The organism is Bradyrhizobium sp. JR4.1, assembly GCF_040548605.1.
GTDB classification, from domain to species: domain Bacteria; phylum Pseudomonadota; class Alphaproteobacteria; order Rhizobiales; family Xanthobacteraceae; genus Bradyrhizobium; species Bradyrhizobium canariense.
The window spans coordinates 211673-228255 of record NZ_JBEPRY010000006.1; the positions used below are offsets into that span (position 1 = coordinate 211673).

Annotated in this window: 12 protein-coding genes; all 12 read left to right on the top strand. The window is 65.8% G+C overall.

What is annotated here, in order from left to right; translation table 11 throughout:
• Positions 1-7: 7 nt before the first annotated feature.
• Positions 8-1408 carry a UDP-N-acetylmuramoyl-L-alanine--D-glutamate ligase gene (murD, locus tag ABIB90_RS16175; RefSeq protein WP_354201120.1) on the top strand — a complete coding sequence of 467 codons (1401 nt, stop codon included), beginning with the start codon at positions 8-10 and terminating at the stop codon, positions 1406-1408.
• Between the two features lie 237 nt (positions 1409-1645).
• Entirely contained in the window at positions 1646-2797 is a 1152-nt protein-coding gene (gene ftsW, locus ABIB90_RS16180) for a putative lipid II flippase FtsW (RefSeq protein ID WP_018454238.1), read from the top strand.
• A gap of 169 nt (positions 2798-2966) precedes the next feature.
• Positions 2967-4067: an undecaprenyldiphospho-muramoylpentapeptide beta-N-acetylglucosaminyltransferase gene (gene murG, locus ABIB90_RS16185; protein WP_007600853.1), complete on the top strand. Its 1101-nt coding sequence runs from the start codon at positions 2967-2969 to the stop codon at positions 4065-4067.
• A 122-nt stretch (positions 4068-4189) separates the two neighbouring features.
• Positions 4190-5593, top strand: coding sequence for a UDP-N-acetylmuramate--L-alanine ligase (gene murC, locus ABIB90_RS16190; protein WP_354201121.1), 1404 nt, complete (start codon positions 4190-4192; stop codon positions 5591-5593).
• 4 nt (positions 5594-5597) lie between these two features.
• Complete coding sequence (gene murB, locus ABIB90_RS16195) at positions 5598-6518, top strand: UDP-N-acetylmuramate dehydrogenase (RefSeq protein ID WP_354201122.1); 921 nt, start codon at positions 5598-5600, stop codon at positions 6516-6518.
• A gap of 110 nt (positions 6519-6628) precedes the next feature.
• A complete protein-coding gene (locus ABIB90_RS16200; protein WP_354201123.1) occupies positions 6629-7615 on the top strand; it encodes a D-alanine--D-alanine ligase family protein in 987 nt (328 codons plus the stop codon).
• A gap of 350 nt (positions 7616-7965) precedes the next feature.
• Positions 7966-9006, top strand: coding sequence for a cell division protein FtsQ/DivIB (locus ABIB90_RS16205; protein ID WP_219683429.1), 1041 nt, complete (start codon positions 7966-7968; stop codon positions 9004-9006).
• Complete coding sequence (gene ftsA, locus ABIB90_RS16210) at positions 9003-10325, top strand: cell division protein FtsA (protein WP_007600863.1); 1323 nt, start codon at positions 9003-9005, stop codon at positions 10323-10325. The genes ABIB90_RS16205 and ftsA overlap by 4 nt, the downstream gene beginning before the upstream one ends.
• A gap of 87 nt (positions 10326-10412) precedes the next feature.
• The gene (gene ftsZ / locus ABIB90_RS16215) at positions 10413-12218 is read left to right on the top strand and encodes a cell division protein FtsZ (protein WP_007600865.1); all 1806 of its coding nucleotides are present in this window, start codon (positions 10413-10415) and stop codon (positions 12216-12218) included.
• A 361-nt stretch (positions 12219-12579) separates the two neighbouring features.
• Positions 12580-13542 (top strand): UDP-3-O-acyl-N-acetylglucosamine deacetylase, encoded by a 963-nt coding sequence (gene lpxC / locus ABIB90_RS16220; RefSeq protein WP_007600866.1) that lies wholly within the window; start codon positions 12580-12582, stop codon positions 13540-13542.
• A gap of 298 nt (positions 13543-13840) precedes the next feature.
• A complete protein-coding gene (locus ABIB90_RS16225) occupies positions 13841-14746 on the top strand; it encodes an outer membrane protein assembly factor BamD (RefSeq protein WP_354172752.1) in 906 nt (301 codons plus the stop codon).
• A 13-nt stretch (positions 14747-14759) separates the two neighbouring features.
• Positions 14760-16433, top strand: coding sequence for a DNA repair protein RecN (gene recN / locus ABIB90_RS16230; RefSeq protein WP_354172754.1), 1674 nt, complete (start codon positions 14760-14762; stop codon positions 16431-16433).
• The last annotated feature ends 150 nt before the right edge of the window (positions 16434-16583 follow it).

A 16583-nucleotide genomic window follows, 5' to 3' on the forward strand; every position in this document is an offset into this window, starting at 1 on the left:
CCGGCCGATGATCCCGGTCACGTCCTTTGCCGGCAAGACGGTCGCGGTGTTCGGCCTCGGCGGTTCGGGGCTCGCCTCCTGTCACGCGTTGAAGGCGGGCGGCGCCGAGGTGATCGCCGCCGACGACAATGCCGACAACGTCGCCAAGGCCGCGCAAGCGGGCTTCATCACGGCTGATCTACGCAACGTCTCCTGGGCGAATTTCGCCGCGCTGGTGCTCGCGCCCGGCGTGCCCCTGACCCACCCTGTGCCGCATTGGAGCGTGCTGAAGGCGCGCGAGGCCGCTATCGAGGTGATCGGCGACATCGAGCTGTTCTGCCGCGAACGGCGCCGCCACGCACCGGATGCGCCGTTCGTCGCCATCACCGGCACCAATGGCAAATCGACCACGACAGCGCTGATCGCGCACCTGACGAAAGTCGCCGGCTACGACACCCAGATGGGCGGCAATATCGGCACCGCGATCCTGTCGCTGGAGCCGCCGCGCATGGGCCGCGTCCACGTCATCGAGATGTCGTCCTACCAGATCGACCTCACGCCCTCGCTCGATCCCTCCGTCGGCATTCTGCTCAATGTCAGCGAGGATCACATCGATCGCCACGGCACCATCGCGCATTACGCTGCGGTGAAGGAACGCCTCGTTGCCGGTGTGCAGGCCGGCGGCACCGCGATCGTCGGCGTCGACGACGGTTTTTGCCGCGATATCGCCGACCGGCTCGATCGCGCCGGCAAGAACGTGGTGCGCATCTCGGTCAGGAATCCGCTGGCCAGCGGCATCCATGTCGAGCATGGCACTATCATGCGCAATTCGGGCGGTGCCCGCAGCGAAGTCGCCAAGCTCGGCGGCATCGGTTCTCTGCGCGGCCTGCACAATGCACAGAACGCGGCGTGCGCGGCCGCTGCCGCGCTCGCGATGGGCATCGGCCTCGATGTCTTGCAAAGCGGCCTGCGCAGCTTTCCCGGCCTTGCACATCGCATGGAGCAGGTCGGCCGCCGCGGCAACGTGCTGTTCGTCAACGACTCCAAGGGCACCAATGCAGACGCCACCGCGCACGCGCTGTCGTCCTTTTCGGACATCTTCTGGATCGCGGGCGGCAAGCCGAAGGCCGGCGGAATCACTGGCCTCACCGGCTACTTCCCGCGCATCCGAAAAGCCTATCTGATCGGCGAGGCCGCGCAGGAATTTTCCGGCACGCTCGGCACGCAGGTGCCGCACGAGATCAGCCAGACGCTCGACGTCGCCGTCGAGCAAGCCGCACGCGACGCGGAGGCGTCAGGCATCACCGACTCGGTCGTTCTGCTGTCGCCCGCCTGCGCCTCCTTCGACCAGTACCGCAATTTCGAGATCCGCGGCACCAGGTTCCGCGATCTGGCGCAGGCGCTGCCGGGTGTGAAGCCGGTGGTGTGAGGCGCGCTGCTGGTTCTTGCTCCGCTGTCGTCGTCCGGCTTGACCGGGCGACCCAGTATTCCAGAGGCGGCGCTTGAGCCGAGGGGCTGCGGCGTACTGGATGCCCCGGTCAAGCCGGGGCATGACAGGTGTTTTGCGGCGACGGCTGAGATCATCTCCAGTCATCCGCGTTTCCTTAACCCTGCGGTAACCAACCTCGGCGACCAATGGACCGACCTCTGTCCGAAAGCGGCCGCCATGCTCTCCCGTGAAGAACGCACCCCCTTTTCCGAGTGGTGGTGGACCGTCGACAAGCCGCTGATGGGGGCCATCCTGGCGCTGATGCTGACCGGTGTGATCCTGTCGCTGGCGGCGAGCCCGCCCGTTGCGACCCGCATCGGGCTCGATCCCTTCCACTTCTTCAGCCGCCACGTGCTGTTCCTGGTGCCGTCCTGCATCGTGCTGCTCGGGGTCTCCTTCCTGTCGCCGCGCGCGATCCGCCGCAGCGCGCTGATCATCTTCGCGGTCAGCATCGTCCTGATCGTGCTGACGCTCGCGATCGGCCCCGAAGTAAAGGGCTCGCGGCGCTGGATCACGCTGCTTGGCCTCAACATCCAGGCCTCCGAAATCGCAAAACCGTCGTTCGTCGTCATGGCCGCCTGGCTGTTCGCGGAATCCACCAGGCGGCCAGAAATGCCGGCAACCTCGATGGCGCTGGTGCTGCTCTTGATGCTGGTTTCGCTTCTGGTGATGGAACCGGATTTCGGCCAGACCATGCTGATCTTGATGGTGTGGGGCTCGCTGTTCTTCATCGCGGGCATGCGGATGATCTGGGTGTTCGGGCTCGCCGGCCTCGGCGCCGCCGGACTGTTCAGCGCCTACCTTTTTGTTCCTCACGTCGCCGGCCGCATCAAGCGCTTCATGAATCCGGCCTCGGGCGACACCTTCCAGGTCGATACCGCGATGGAAGCCTTCTACAACGGCGGCTGGTTCGGGCTCGGGCCGGGCGAGGGCATCGCCAAGCGCAGCCTGCCGGACAGCCACACCGACTTCGTGTTCGCGGTTGCCGCCGAAGAGTTCGGCATCATCCTGTGCCTCGCAATGCTGGCACTGTTTGCTTTCGTCGTCATCCGCACGCTGTCGCGCGCCTATGCCAACGAAGACATGTTCTCGCGCTTCGCGGCCTCGGGGCTTGCGATCCTGTTCGGCGTGCAGGCCGCGATCAACATGTCGGTCAATCTCCAGCTCATCCCCGCCAAGGGCATGACGCTGCCCTTCATCTCCTATGGCGGCTCCTCGATCGTGTCGCTGGCCTATGGTGTCGGCATGATGCTGGCGCTGACGCGGCTGCGCCCGCGCACCGAGGTCGAGGCAAGCGGCCACGCCGAGGCGATGCGCAGCTACGCGTGATTGCTCTCGTGTCCCTGACAAGCGAAGCGCAGATCCGGGACCCAGAATGCCGCAGCCATGGGCCCCGGTTCAGCAGCGCACCACGCCGCGAAGGGCGGCGCGCTGCGCTGCGCCCGGGGCACGAGCACCGGCTCGCAATGGCGGGAAAGTCCCTGTAAAACTCCTCTCCATGGACACCTCCCCCCTGATTCTTCTCGCCGCGGGCGGCACCGGCGGCCATCTGTTTCCGGCCGAGGCGCTCGGCGTCGAGCTGATCCGGCGCGGATTCCGTGTCCGCCTCGTCACCGACGAGCGCGCGCTGCGCTACAGTGGGCTGTTCACCAAGGACATGATCGACGTCGTCTCGAGCGAGACTGCGCGTGGACGCAATCCGCTGCAGCTCGCCTATGCCGGCCTGACGCTCGCGGCCGGCACGCTGTCCGCCTACAGCTTGATCAAGCGATTGAAGCCGGTCGCTGTCGTCGGCTTCGGTGGCTATCCGACGCTGCCGCCGCTGGTCGCGGCAAAATTCGCGGGCGTGCCCGGCATCATCCATGACGCCAATGCGGTGCTCGGCCGCGCCAACCGGTTCCTGTCGAGCCGCGTCCGCGCCATCGCCACTTCATTGCCTGGCGTGCTCGATCGCGATCCGGCGCTATCAGGCAAGACCACGACGGTCGGCACGCCGATGCGTCCGGCGATTCTCGCCGCAGCTGGCGTGCCATACGCTGCGCCTGAAGTGAACGGCCCGCTGCGGCTGCTCGTCGTTGGGGGCAGCCAGGGCGCGCGCATCATGGCCGACATCGTTCCGGGCGCGATCGAGCGCCTCGAGCCCGCACTGTGGGGCCGGCTCGTCCTCACCCAGCAGGTGCGTGACGAGGACATGGCGCGCGTGCGTGCGGTCTACGACAGGCTGAAGATCAAGGCCGAGCTTGCGCCGTTTTTCACCGATCTACCGGCACGGCTGGCCTCCAACCATCTGGTGGTGTCGCGCTCAGGCGCGGGCACCGTGGCCGAACTCGCCGCGATCGGGCGGCCCTCGATCCTGGTGCCGCTACCGGGCGCGATCGACCAGGACCAGTTCGCCAATGCCGGCGTGCTGGCCAAAGTCGACGGTGCGATCCGCATTCCGCAGACCGAGTTTTCCTCCGATCGCCTCGCCGCCGAGATCTCCGCCTTCGCCGCCGAGCCCGCGCGCCTTGCCACCATGGCGCAGGCCGCCCGCGGCGCCGGCCGGCTCGATGCGGCTGAGCGGCTGGCCGATCTGGTGGCCAAAATCGCGGGAATCTGACGCGAAAAAGCCCTTGTCTTCGCCTTCTAAAGCGGGGCATCCAGTAGGAAAGGCGCGCGGCTGATTTGCCGTGACCTTCGCCAGATGCCGCCTTCTCCGGCGGCGAGGTCAGGGAATAGAGCATGAGACTGCCGCGCGAGATCGGACCCATCCACTTCGTCGGGATCGGCGGGATCGGCATGAGCGGCATCGCCGAAGTGCTGCTCAATCTCGGCTATTCCGTGCAGGGGTCCGACGCCTCCGACAATTACAATCTTGACCGCCTGCGCAAGAACGGCGCGAGGGTCTCGGTCGGCCACAAGGCGGAGAACGTCGACGGCGCCGAGGTCGTCGTGGTCTCCACCGCGATCAAGCGCGACAATCCGGAACTGACCGCGGCGCGCGAACGGCGTATCCCTGTGGTGCGCCGCGCCGAGATGCTGGCCGAGCTGATGCGGCTGAAGAGCTGCGTTGCCATCGCCGGCACCCACGGCAAGACCACCACGACCACGATGGTCGCGACGCTGCTCGACGCCGGCGGCCTCGATCCCACCGTGATCAACGGGGGCATCATCAACGCCTACGGCTCCAACGCACGTCTCGGTGCGGGCGACTGGATGGTAGTCGAAGCCGACGAGAGCGACGGCACGTTCCTGAAGCTGCCGACCGAGGTCGCGATCGTCACCAATGTCGATCCCGAGCATCTCGATCACTTCAAGACCTTCGAGGCGGTGCAGGACGCATTCCGCCATTTCGTCGAGAACCTGCCATTCTACGGCTTTGCCGTGATGTGCATCGATCATCCCGTGGTGCAGACTCTCGTCGGCAAGATCGAGGATCGGCGCATCATCAGCTATGGCGAGAATCCGCAGGCCGATGTGCGCTTCGTCGACCTCACCCCGATGGGCGGCGGATCGAAGTTCAAGGTTGCCTTCCGCGATCGCAAGACGGGCGCCGTGCACGAGATCTCCGATCTCATGCTGCCGATGCCGGGACGCCACAACGCCTCCAACGCGACGGCCGCGATTGCGGTCGCGCGCGAGCTCGGCGTGTCGGACGAGGCAATCCGCAAGGCGATCGCCGGCTTCGGCGGCGTCAAGCGCCGCTTCACCAAGACCGGAGAATGGAACGGCGTCACCGTCATCGACGATTACGGCCATCATCCGGTCGAGATCGCGGCGGTGCTGAAGGCGGCGCGGGAATCCACCAACGGCAAGATCGTCGCCGTCGTGCAGCCGCATCGCTATACCCGCCTGCAGTCGCTGTTCGAGGAATTCTGCACCTGTTTCAACGACGCGGATGTGGTGATCGTCGCCGAGGTCTATGCCGCAGGCGAGACGCCGATCGAGGGCATCGATCGCGACCATTTCGCCGCGGGCCTGCGTGCCCACGGCCACCGCGAGGTGATCCCGCTGCCGGCAGCGTCCGATCTCGCCGGCATCGTCAAGGGCGTGGCGAAGTCCGGCGATCTCGTCGTGTGCTTAGGAGCCGGCAACATCACGCAATGGGCATATGCGCTGCCCGGCGAATTGAAGGCGCTGGGGTAGGGCAGTGAGCTTCCCCGACATCACACCCGACCTCAAAGCCACGATGCCCGATCTTCGCGGCCGGCTGCTGGCGAACCAGTCGCTCGCCGAGCTCACCTGGTTTCGCGTCGGCGGTCCGGCGCAGGTGCTGTTCACGCCGGCGGACGAGGACGACCTCGCCTACTTCCTCGCGCATCTCGCAAGGGACATTCCCGTCTACGTCGTCGGCGTCGGCTCCAACCTGATCGTGCGCGACGGCGGCATTGCGGGCGTGGTGATCCGGCTGGCGCCGCGTGCCTTCGGCGAGGCGAGCGCGGGCGGCGATGTCGTCACTGCGGGCGCGGCCGCGCTCGACAAGCGCGTGGCGGAAGTCGCCGCGTCGGCCAACATCGGTGGGCTCGAATTCTACTTCGGCATTCCCGGCACGATCGGCGGCGCGTTGCGCATGAACGCGGGCGCTAATGGCGGCGAGACCAGGGACGTGTTGATCGAGGCGCGAGGCGTCGGGCGCGACGGCACCAAGCACGTCTTCTCCAATGCCGACATGAAGTTCGTCTACCGCAACAGCGGCGTCGATCCCTCCATCATCTTCACCTCCGCGCGTTTCCGCGGCGAGATCAGGGATGCCGACGCGATCCGCGCACGCATGGCGGAAGTGCAAACCCATCGCGAGACCGCGCAGCCGATCCGCGAAAAGACCGGCGGCTCGACCTTCAAGAATCCGCCCGGCCATTCCGCCTGGAAGCTGGTCGATGCTGCCGGCTGCCGCGGCCTGCGCGTCGGCGGTGCCGAGGTCTCCGAGATGCATTGCAATTTCCTGATCAACACGGGTGACGCCACCGCGCACGACATCGAGACGTTGGGCGAGACCGTGCGTGAACGGGTGAAGGCAAATTCCGGAATTGAGCTACACTGGGAAATCAAGCGGATCGGAATTCCCGCGTGAGTGTCATTCCGGGGCTCGCGAAGCGAGAGCCCGGAATCTCGAGATTCCGGGTTCGATGCTTCGCATCGCCCCCGGAATGACGAACACAGACAGGTGACGGACCAAAGAACATGCGCATCACCATCCTCTTCGGCGGCTCCAACCGCGAACGTCTGGTTTCCGTCGCGTCAGCCCAGGCGCTGCATCAGGCGCTGCCCGAGGCCGATCTCTGGTGGTGGGACGTTGAGGACAAGGTGCATGTCGTGCAGTCCAGACAGCTGCTCGAACATACCCGTCCGTTCGAGGACGAGTTCAAGCCGGGCACGTCAGGCATTCCGCTGGAGCAGGCGCTCGACCAGGCCAGGGCGGAGAACCGCGTGCTGGTGCTCAGCCTGCATGGCGGGCGTGCCGAGAACGGCGAATTGCAGGTGATGTGCGAAGCGCGCGGCGTGCCTTTCACCGGTTCGGGCTCGGCCTCCTCGCATCTCGCGTTCGACAAGTTCGCGGCCAAGCATTTCGCCACGCTTAGCGGCGTGACGCCGCCGGCCAACATTGCGCTGGACCAGATCGACGAGGCCTTCGCCGAGTACGGCCGGCTGATCGCAAAGCCTGCGAGGGATGGCTCGAGCTACGGCCTGATCTTCGTCAACGCCAGGCAGGATCTCGTCGCCGTCCGCAATGCCGCGAAGCACGAAGAGTACGTGATCGAACCTTACATCGCCGGCGTCGAGGCGACCTGCGGCGTGCTGGAGCGGCCGGACGGCACGATCATGTCGCTGCCGCCGATCGAGATCATTCCGGGCGAGGGCAGTTTCGACTACGCGGCGAAATATCTTTTGAAGTCGACCCAGGAGATCTGTCCCGGCCGCTTCGCACCCGAAATCACCGCCGCACTGAAGCAGCAGGCGATGCTGGCGCACCGGGCGATGTCGTGTACCGGCTATTCCCGTTCGGATTTCATCGTCTCGGACAAGGGGCTGATCTATCTCGAAACCAACACGCTGCCCGGGCTGACCAAGTCCTCGCTCTACCCCAAGGCGCTGAAGGCCGAGGGCATCGCGTTCGTCGACTTCCTGCGCGGCCTGGTCGAGCTCGCTGTGGCCGGTGTGCGAAAATAATTAGGACTGGTTAACGGCCGAACCGGCGAAACGGCCGGTTTTGGAACCCAAAACCGGTAAAATGCCGGATATTGCGGCATAAATGCCTCACAGGCCTGGGCAAAAAGCTCACGTCGTTAACGAACTTTACCTTTTGTTTACCAGGACGTCCGAAGGTTAACGCTGGCGGCGTATATGACGCTTTGGCTGCCGGCGCGTGGACCGTTGCGGGTGTTGTCACCTCCGGCGAACGCTCTGAAGGGGAGAGGTTTTCTTCTGCTGAAGACCAGCACCCGGCCCGGCAAGTCCGAGACGTCATGTTCGCCAGGACCCGCGCGATGTCGCGGGCAAACTGTTGACGAGCTCGTGCAATGGATGGAGCAGGAAGCCTCACTCGGTCGCTTTTCAGATCGCTGAGGCCCCAAGCTGACCTGAAGGCGGCCGCTATCGGAGCGGTCGTGCTTCTGCGCGAATGGGTGCAGGACAAGCGTCTGGAACGAGTTCACGGCGCGCGTGCTGCAGCCGAGGAAAAGATTAAAACCAAAGCCCGGGCCAAAGCCGTCATCGAACGCGAGCCTCCGCCGCGGTTGGTCGCGCTGGTCGAGCGCTATCTGCCGCGCCGGGTCGGGATCAGCATGACGGTGCTGCTCCTGATCGGAAGCTGCGGCTTCGGTATCGTCAAAGGCGGCCATCTCCAGGATTTCATCACGGCGGTCAACGACACCCGTAACGCGCTGGCCAATTCCGCCGGCTTCCGCATCACCTCCGTCGTGATCAACGGCCGCAAGCAGCTCAGCCAGGACGAGATCCTTGCGATCGGCGGCGTCAGCGGCCGATCCTCGCTGCTGTTCCTCGACGCCGACGCCGTGCGCGACAAGCTCAAGGCCAATCCCTGGATCGCGGATGCGACCGTGCTGAAGCTGTATCCCGGCCAGCTCATGATCGAGCTCACCGAGCGCAAGGCGTTCGCACTGTGGCAGGAGGCCGGCCGGCTCTCCGTCATCGCCGATGACGGCGCCGTGCTCGAACCCTATGTCTCGCGCCGCTTCCTGTCGCTGCCGCTCGTGGTCGGCAAGGGTGCCGAGACGCAGGCTCGCGATTTCCTCGCTTTGCTGGCGCGCTATCCGCAGGTCAATTCCATCACCAAGGCCGCGATCTTCGTCGGGGAGCGGCGCTGGAACCTGAGGCTTAAGGACGGCCTGGACATCCGCCTGCCCGAACAAGACGTCGGCAACGCGCTTGCGATGCTGTCCAGGCTCGACAAGGAGGACAAGCTGTTCTCCCGCGACATCGTCGCGGTCGACCTGCGCCTGCCCGATCGGCTGGTGGTGCAGCTGTCCGAGGACGCCGCCAAGGCGCGCGACGATTTGTTCAAGGACAAGAAGAAGAAAAAGGCCGGGGACGCTGCATGACCGGTCTTGATCGCACCCAGACACCGAAGACACGCCCGATGCCGCACAAGCGCGGCGGCCTCGTCGCCTGCCTCGACATCGGCACCAGCAAAATCGCCTGCATGATCGCGCGGCTGAAGCCGTCGGCGCCGAGCGAAGCCCTGCGCGACCGGACCCATGCGGTGGAGCTGATCGGCTACAGCCAGATCCAGTCCCGCGGCATGAAGGCCGGCGCCGTGATCGATCTCGGCGAATGCGAGCAGGCGGTGCGACAGGCCGTCGGGCTTGCGGAGAAAATGGCCAAGGTGCGGGTCGAGTCCGTGCTGCTGTCGGTGTCCGGCGGCCGGCTCTCCGGTCAGCTGGTCGAAGCTGCGGCCGACATCCGCGGCGGCGCCGTGACGCCGGCCGATGTCAGCCGGGTCACCTCCACCGGCATGCGCCACGCCACCGGCGAAGGCCGCACCGTGCTGCACGCGCTGCCGATCGGCTACACGCTCGACGGCGTCAAGGGCATCCGCGATCCCCGCGGGATGGTCGCGCATCAGTTCGGCATCGACATGAATGTCGTCACCTGCGACGCCACGGTGGCGCGGAACCTGATGCTGGCGGTGGAACGCTGCCACATCAACGTCGAAGCCATGGCGGCAAGTCCCTATGTGGCAGGCTTGTCGGTGCTGACCGACGACGAGGCCGACCTCGGCGCTGCCGTCGTCGAGATGGGCGCGGGCACCACCACGATCGCGGTCTTTTCCGGCGGCCGCTTCGTGCATGCCGCGGGTTTTGCGGTCGGCGGGCAACACATCACGATGGATCTGGCGCGCGGACTCTCCGCGACCATTGCCGATGCCGAGCGAATCAAGACGTTATACGGGACCGTCATCACCGGCGGATCGGACTCGCGTGAGCTGATGTCTGTACCGACAGCCGGTGACGAGCAGGATCTGCCGCAGATCGTCTCCCGCGCTACCATCGCCAACATCGTCAAGCATCGTGCCGAGGAAGTCTTCGAAATGGTTCGGGACAAGCTGAAGGATTCGCCCTTCGCCTCGGAGCCCAACGGTCGCGTCGTGCTCTCAGGCGGGGCCTCGCAGCTCACCGGTCTCGTTGAGCTCGGAACGCAGATTCTCGGCCGGCCCGTGCGGGTCGGACGTCCGCTCGGTTTCGGCCGGCTGCCCAACGAGGCGAAGAACGCCGCCTTCGCGGTGCCGGCCGGACTGCTCGTCTACCCGCAATATGTTCACCACGAACATGTCGAACCGCGGCATACGCGGCAGCAGGTCAGGACGGGGACCGGCGGGTATTTCGGAAAGGTCGGACGATGGCTACGCGAGGGCTTCTGATGACTCCTTCCCGCAATATTCGATTTTCACCAACTCCCGCGGCCGCCGGCCGGGGCGAACCCACGCGCGCGTGATCGAGAGGCAAACATGACCATCAGCATCAATGTTCCTGATATTCACGAACTGAAGCCCCGCATCACCGTGTTCGGCGTCGGCGGCGCCGGTGGTAACGCCGTCAACAATATGATCACGGCGGGCCTCCAGGGCGTCGACTTCGTGGTCGCCAACACCGACGCGCAGGCGCTGACGATGTCGAAGGCGCAGCGCATCGTGCAGATGGGCACGGCGGCCACGCAAGGGTTGGGCGCAGGTTCGCAGCCGGTCGTCGGCGCGGCCGCAGCCGAAGAGGTGATGGACGAGCTCCGCGACCATCTCTCGGGCGCCAACATGGTGTTCGTCACCGCCGGCATGGGCGGCGGCACCGGCACCGGTGCGGCTCCCGTGATCGCCAAGATCGCGCGCGAGATGGGCATCCTCACCGTCGGCGTCGTGACCAAGCCCTTCCACTTCGAGGGCGGCCGCCGCATGCGCACCGCGGAAGCGGGCATCAACGAGCTGCACAAGGTCGTCGATACGCTGCTGATCATCCCGAACCAGAACCTGTTCCGGGTCGCCAACGAGAAGACCACCTTCGCCGACGCCTTCGCGATGGCCGACCAGGTGCTCTATTCGGGCGTTGCCTGCATCACCGACCTCATGGTGAAGGAAGGCCTGATCAATCTCGACTTCGCCGACGTCCGCGCCGTCATGCGCGAGATGGGCAAGGCGATGATGGGCACGGGCGAAGCCTCCGGCGACAAGCGCGCGCTGACCGCCGCCGAAGCCGCGATCGCCAACCCGCTGATCGACGATAGCTCGATGAAGGGCGCCAAGGGCCTCCTGATCTCCATCACCGGCGGCAAGGATCTCACTTTGTTCGAGGTCGACGAAGCTGCGACCCGCATCCGCGAGGAAGTCGACCAGGACGCCAACATCATCGTCGGCGCCACCTTCGACGAAGCCCTCGACGGCCTGATCCGCGTCTCGGTCGTCGCGACCGGCATCGAACAGGCCGCGATCGCGCGCAACAGCCAGGCGACCAGCGCTCCCGTCGCGAATCCTGCTCCGCAGGCGCAGCAGGCTCCCGCTGCTCCGGCCGCGGCTGCCGAGAGCCGTCTTGCCGATCTGACCGCACGGCTGCGCGCCGACAATCAGCGCATGGCCGAGCGCGCCCAGAAGTTCGAAGCGCAGACCCCGGCCGCCGGAACGGGTCAGTTTGCCGCCGCTCCCACGGCTCCGCGTCCGAACGTGGAGCGCGCTGCGCTTGCCGCCATCGCCGCCGCCGTTGCCGACGTACCGCAGGCTCCCGCGCCGATGCAGACCTATGGCGACGTCACCGTGCGGCCGATCGCGCAGAAGCCCACGCTGTTCCCGGAGCCCGAGCAGGCGCCGATGGCCATGCATGAGCCGATGACGCCGGAAACCTTCATCCCGCCGCAGGCCGAGCGTGCGCCGGTCCGCACACCGCGGATGCCGCGGATCGAGGAACTTCCGATGCCCGCCCAGGCCGAGCTTCGCCAGGCCCGCGGCGAGGTCGAGGAAGAGACCCCGCAGAAGACCCGGCTGTCGCTGCTGCAGCGCCTCGCCAATGTCGGCCTCGGCCGTCGTGACGAAGAGAGCGAAGCGCCGATCGCGGCCCGCACCGCCGGTCCCGCGATGCCGCCGTTGCCCGATCGCCGCCCCCAGAAGACCGTGGCGCAACAAATCGCTTCCGCCGAGCCGGTGTCCGAGTATGCCCGTCGTCCCGCGCCGCAGGGCCTGGACATGCACGGCCGTCCTGCGCCTGTTGCCCCGGCGCCACAGGGAGACGACCATCTTGATATCCCGGCCTTCCTGCGGCGGCAGGCGACCTGAGGATTGTTACAATAAGGCAGACGAAAAAAGGTCCCGGCGGGAAGCTTGCCGGGACCTTTTCTTTTGCCCCGTGCATACCCGGATTGCGTAGCCAAGCAACTGATTTTAAATAATTAATTACATATTCGATGGTTCAGTAAAACTACCGAAAACGGTCCCGAACTCCGGTCCAATTTGGTTAAGCCTTGGCGCGAATACGGCGGGTTTGGGGTAACAATCGGTAAAAAAGCGTGAGTTGGCGCTGTTTGAGGCAGTGACTATGGTTTGCCGTGACTTGGGGATACGGATTCGGAAGCGAGCGGTCTCAGCCGCTCAGTCGGGTTCAGTATAAGTCGCGGTGGTCGTAGTGGGGCGGTTCCTGATGAAATTTAGCCGGCAAACAACGCTTCGTGCGCAAGCCAGTGTGGCGGGTGTCGGCGTTCATTCCGGTCTTCCCGTCACGCTCACGCTTGGACCCGCGCCTGTCGACGCGGGCTTTGTTTTTATCCGCACCGGGCTTGAGGGAAGCGACCGCGAAGTTCAGGCCACCGCCGAGCAGGTGATCGCGACCGATTTCGCCACCGTCCTCGGTGATCGCGACGGTCCGCTGGTTTCCACCGCCGAGCATGTGCTTGCTGCACTGCGGGGCATGGGCGTCGACAACGCCATCATCGAGATCGACGGGCCGGAAGTGCCGATCATGGACGGCAGCGCCGCGGCCTTCGTTGCGGCGATCGACCAGGCCGGCATCGTGACCCAGCCGGCACAGCGCCGCTTCGTTCAGGTTTTGAAGCCGATCTCGGTCAAGATCGGCGACTCCTTCGGCGAGATCCGGCCCTATGCCGACGGGTTCCGCGCCGAGGTCGAGATTAACTTCACGAATCCTGTCATCGGCCAGCAGAGCTACGCCTTCGACCTCAACCCGGAGCGTTTCCGCCGCGAAGTCGGCCGGGCCCGGACTTTCGGTCTGATGTGCGACGTTGCGCGGCTCTGGAGCGCCGGCTATGCGCTCGGCGCCTCCTTCGACAATACCGTCGTGTTCGACGAGGAGCGGCTGCTCAACACCGAAGGCCTGCGCTACGCCGACGAATGCGCCCGCCACAAGGTGCTGGACGTGATTGGTGACCTTGCTCTGGCGGGTCTGCCGCTGCTCGGCGCCTACCGCTCGGTTCGTGGCGGCCACAAGCTCAATCACGCCGTCCTGACCGCGCTGCTCGCCGACCGCACCGCCTGGCGGGTGGTCGAGGGCGAAGCAGCCCGCCGCACCACGCGTCCGGTGGCCGAAACCGGTCGCGGCATCGTCGGTGGCCGGGTCGCCGCGGTCTACGGGCCAGACGTTTCCTAAAAGAGAGACGGATCCTGAAGCGAACGTTTCCTAAAAGAGAGACGGGTCCTGAACAGACCCGTCGCCACAGGCGTTTGGCGGCGGCTTTCCCCGGGAAACTCCTGGTAACGATGATCGGCTAGGATTGCGGCGCGTTCGCCTTAATCCGGGCGGAATGCCTGCCTATCCGGGTTGGTTGAAGATCGTTTTTCGGTTACACCGGCGTGGTCGCACGGCAGGCACCACGGCTATATTTCGCGCCCAGGACGGGGTTCATGGGCTGGCGGACACCGCACCACAGGGCGTCAGGGCAATACTCATGTCGGCACAGCGTATGACGCGCGGATATCTTCAAGTCCCGTCTCGAGAAGTCTCGTCTCGAGTCCGCGGGCTGCTTCAGGTTGTCGCCCTCTTCGTGCTCGCGCTGCCGCTGGCCGGCTGCGGCACCGGCGCGCTTTGGGACAAGTTCACCGCCAAGGACGACACCTTCGTCGAGGAGCCCGCTGACAAGATCTACAATGAGGGCCTGTACCTCATGAACGAGAAGAAGGACATGAAGGCGGCGAACAAGAAGTTCGAAGAGGTCGACCGCCAGCATCCTTATTCCGACTGGGCCCGCAAATCGTTGTTGATGTCGGCCTACGCGTCCTACCAGGGCGGCGATTATGACAGTTGCATCGGCGCCGCCACCCGCTACGTCACGCTGCATCCCGGCAGCCCGGATGCGGCCTACGCGCAATATCTGATTGCCGCCTCGCATTACGACCAGATTCCGGACATCAGCCGCGACCAGACCCGCACAGAGAAGGCGATCGCCTCGCTGGAAGAGGTGGTGCGCAAATATCCGACCTCCGAATATGCGACCTCGGCCAAGGCCAAGATCGAAGGTGCGCGCGACCAGCTCGCCGGCAAGGAAATGAACGTCGGTCGTTACTACGCGCAGAAGCGCGACTACACGGCGGCGATCAACCGCTACAAGGCCGTGGTGACGCAGTACCAGACCACCCGCCATGTCGAGGAGGCGCTGTACCGCCTGACCGAGGCCTATATGGCGATCGGCATCGTCGGCGAGGCCCAGACGGCTGCCGCCGTGCTCGGGCACAATTTTCCTGACAGTCGCTGGTACAAGGACGCCTATAATCTTGTAAAATCAGGCGGTCTCGAACCGAGCGAGAATCAGGGGTCCTGGATTAGCAAGACCTTCAAGAAAATGGGTCTCGGCTAGGAAATAGAATTCCATGCTGGCGCGTCTGTCGATCCGTGACATCGTCCTGATCGAACGGCTCGATATCGAATTCGCAACCGGCCTCGCGGTTTTGACCGGCGAGACCGGTGCGGGCAAATCCATCCTGCTCGATGCCTTTGCGTTGGCGCTCGGCGGCCGCGGCGATGCCGGCCTCGTGCGCCACGGCGCCGAGCAGGGGCAGGTCACTGCCGTATTCGATATCCCCAAGAATCACCCTGCAGCGAAGATCCTCGCGGAGAACGGGCTGGAGGATACCGGCGAGATGATTCTCCGCCGGGTCCAGCTCGCCGACGGCCGCACCCGCGCCTTCATCAACGACCAGGCGATCAGCGTGCAGACGCTGAAGGCGGTCGGGGCCGCCCTGGTCGAGATCCACGGCCAGCACGACGAGCGCGCGCTGGTCGATGCCGCCACCCACCGCCGCCTGCTCGATGCCTTCGCCGGTCTCGAAAAGGACGTCTCGGCGGTCGAGGCGCTCTGGGACGCCCGCCGCACCGCCAACAATGCGCTGGAGGAGCATCGCGCCGGCATGGAGCGCGCTGCGCGCGAAGCCGATTACCTCCGTCACGCCTCCGACGAATTGAAGCAGCTCGCGCCCAGGGATGGCGAGGAGACCTCGCTGGCCTCCCGTCGGACCACGATGATGCAGGGCGAGAAGATCGCCTCCGACCTGCGCGAGGCGCAGGAGGCGGTCGGCGGCCACCATTCGCCGGTCGCCTCGCTGTCGGCGGCTGTGCGCCGGCTGGAGCGCCGCGGCGTCAACTCGCCGGCGCTGGTCGAGCCGGCGGTGAGGGCGATCGACATCGCGATCAACGCGCTGGAGGAAGCCGACCAGCATCTCCAGGCGGCGCTTGCCGCGACCGATTTCGATCCCTCAGAGCTCGAACGCATCGAGGAGCGGCTGTTCGCGTTGCGCGCCGCCTCGCGCAAATATTCGACTCCGGTCGACGGGCTCGCCGCGCTTGCCGCAAAATACGCCGCCGATGTCGTTCTGATCGATGCCGGCGCCTCACGGCTGAAGAAGCTGGAGCAGGCCGCGATCGAGGCCGATGCGCGCTATGCGGCGGCCGCCAAGAAGCTGTCGATGGCGCGGCAGAAATCGGCGGAGAAGCTCAACAAGGCGGTCAATGCCGAGCTTGCGCCGCTCAAGCTCGAACGTGCCAAGTTCATGACCCAGGTCCAGACCGACGAGGCAGCTCCAGGCCCGCAAGGGTTCGACCGCGTCGAGTTTTGGGTGCAGACCAACCCGGGCACCAAGCCAGGGCCGATGATGAAAGTCGCCTCCGGCGGCGAGCTGTCGCGTTTCCTGCTGGCGCTGAAGGTCGTGCTGTCCGATCGCGGCTCGGCGCCGACTTTGGTGTTCGACGAGATCGACACGGGCGTCGGCGGCGCGGTCGCGGACGCGATCGGCGGACGGCTGGCGCGGCTCGCCGGCAAGGTCCAGGTGATGGCCGTGACGCACGCCCCGCAGGTCGCCGCCCGTGCCGACCAGCATCTGCTGATCTCCAAGGACGCGCTGGACAAGGGTAAGCGCGTCGCCACCCGCGTCAATGCGCTCGCCGCCGACCACCGCCGCGAGGAGATCGCGCGGATGCTCGCCGGCGCCGAGATCACCGCCGAAGCCAGGGCTGCCGCGGACCGGCTGCTCAAGGCAGCGACGGCTTGATTTCGTGTCCCGGACGCGCGTAGCGCGAGCCGGGACCCAGAATGTCGCCCCGATGGGCCCCGGCTCTGCAGCGCACCGCCAAAGAAGCGCTGCGCTGCGTCCGGGGCGCGAGACCTCAACCCACCTTTACCCTCCCGCCCGCTCCATCGT

Excerpts from the sequence above, each read along its gene's own strand:
- murD (WP_354201120.1), top strand. The coding sequence starts at position 8 with ATGATCCCGGTCACGTCCTTTGCCGGCAAGACGGTCGCGGTGTTCGGC.
- ftsW (WP_018454238.1), top strand. The coding sequence starts at position 1,646 with ATGCTCTCCCGTGAAGAACGCACCCCCTTTTCCGAGTGGTGGTGGACC.
- murG (WP_007600853.1), top strand. The coding sequence starts at position 2,967 with ATGGACACCTCCCCCCTGATTCTTCTCGCCGCGGGCGGCACCGGCGGC.
- murC (WP_354201121.1), top strand. The coding sequence starts at position 4,190 with ATGAGACTGCCGCGCGAGATCGGACCCATCCACTTCGTCGGGATCGGC.
- ABIB90_RS16200 (WP_354201123.1), top strand. The coding sequence starts at position 6,629 with ATGCGCATCACCATCCTCTTCGGCGGCTCCAACCGCGAACGTCTGGTT.
- ABIB90_RS16205 (WP_219683429.1), top strand. The coding sequence starts at position 7,966 with ATGGATGGAGCAGGAAGCCTCACTCGGTCGCTTTTCAGATCGCTGAGG.
- ftsA (WP_007600863.1), top strand. The coding sequence starts at position 9,003 with ATGACCGGTCTTGATCGCACCCAGACACCGAAGACACGCCCGATGCCG.
- ftsZ (WP_007600865.1), top strand. The coding sequence starts at position 10,413 with ATGACCATCAGCATCAATGTTCCTGATATTCACGAACTGAAGCCCCGC.
- lpxC (WP_007600866.1), top strand. The coding sequence starts at position 12,580 with ATGAAATTTAGCCGGCAAACAACGCTTCGTGCGCAAGCCAGTGTGGCG.
- ABIB90_RS16225 (WP_354172752.1), top strand. The coding sequence starts at position 13,841 with ATGTCGGCACAGCGTATGACGCGCGGATATCTTCAAGTCCCGTCTCGA.
- recN (WP_354172754.1), top strand. The coding sequence starts at position 14,760 with ATGCTGGCGCGTCTGTCGATCCGTGACATCGTCCTGATCGAACGGCTC.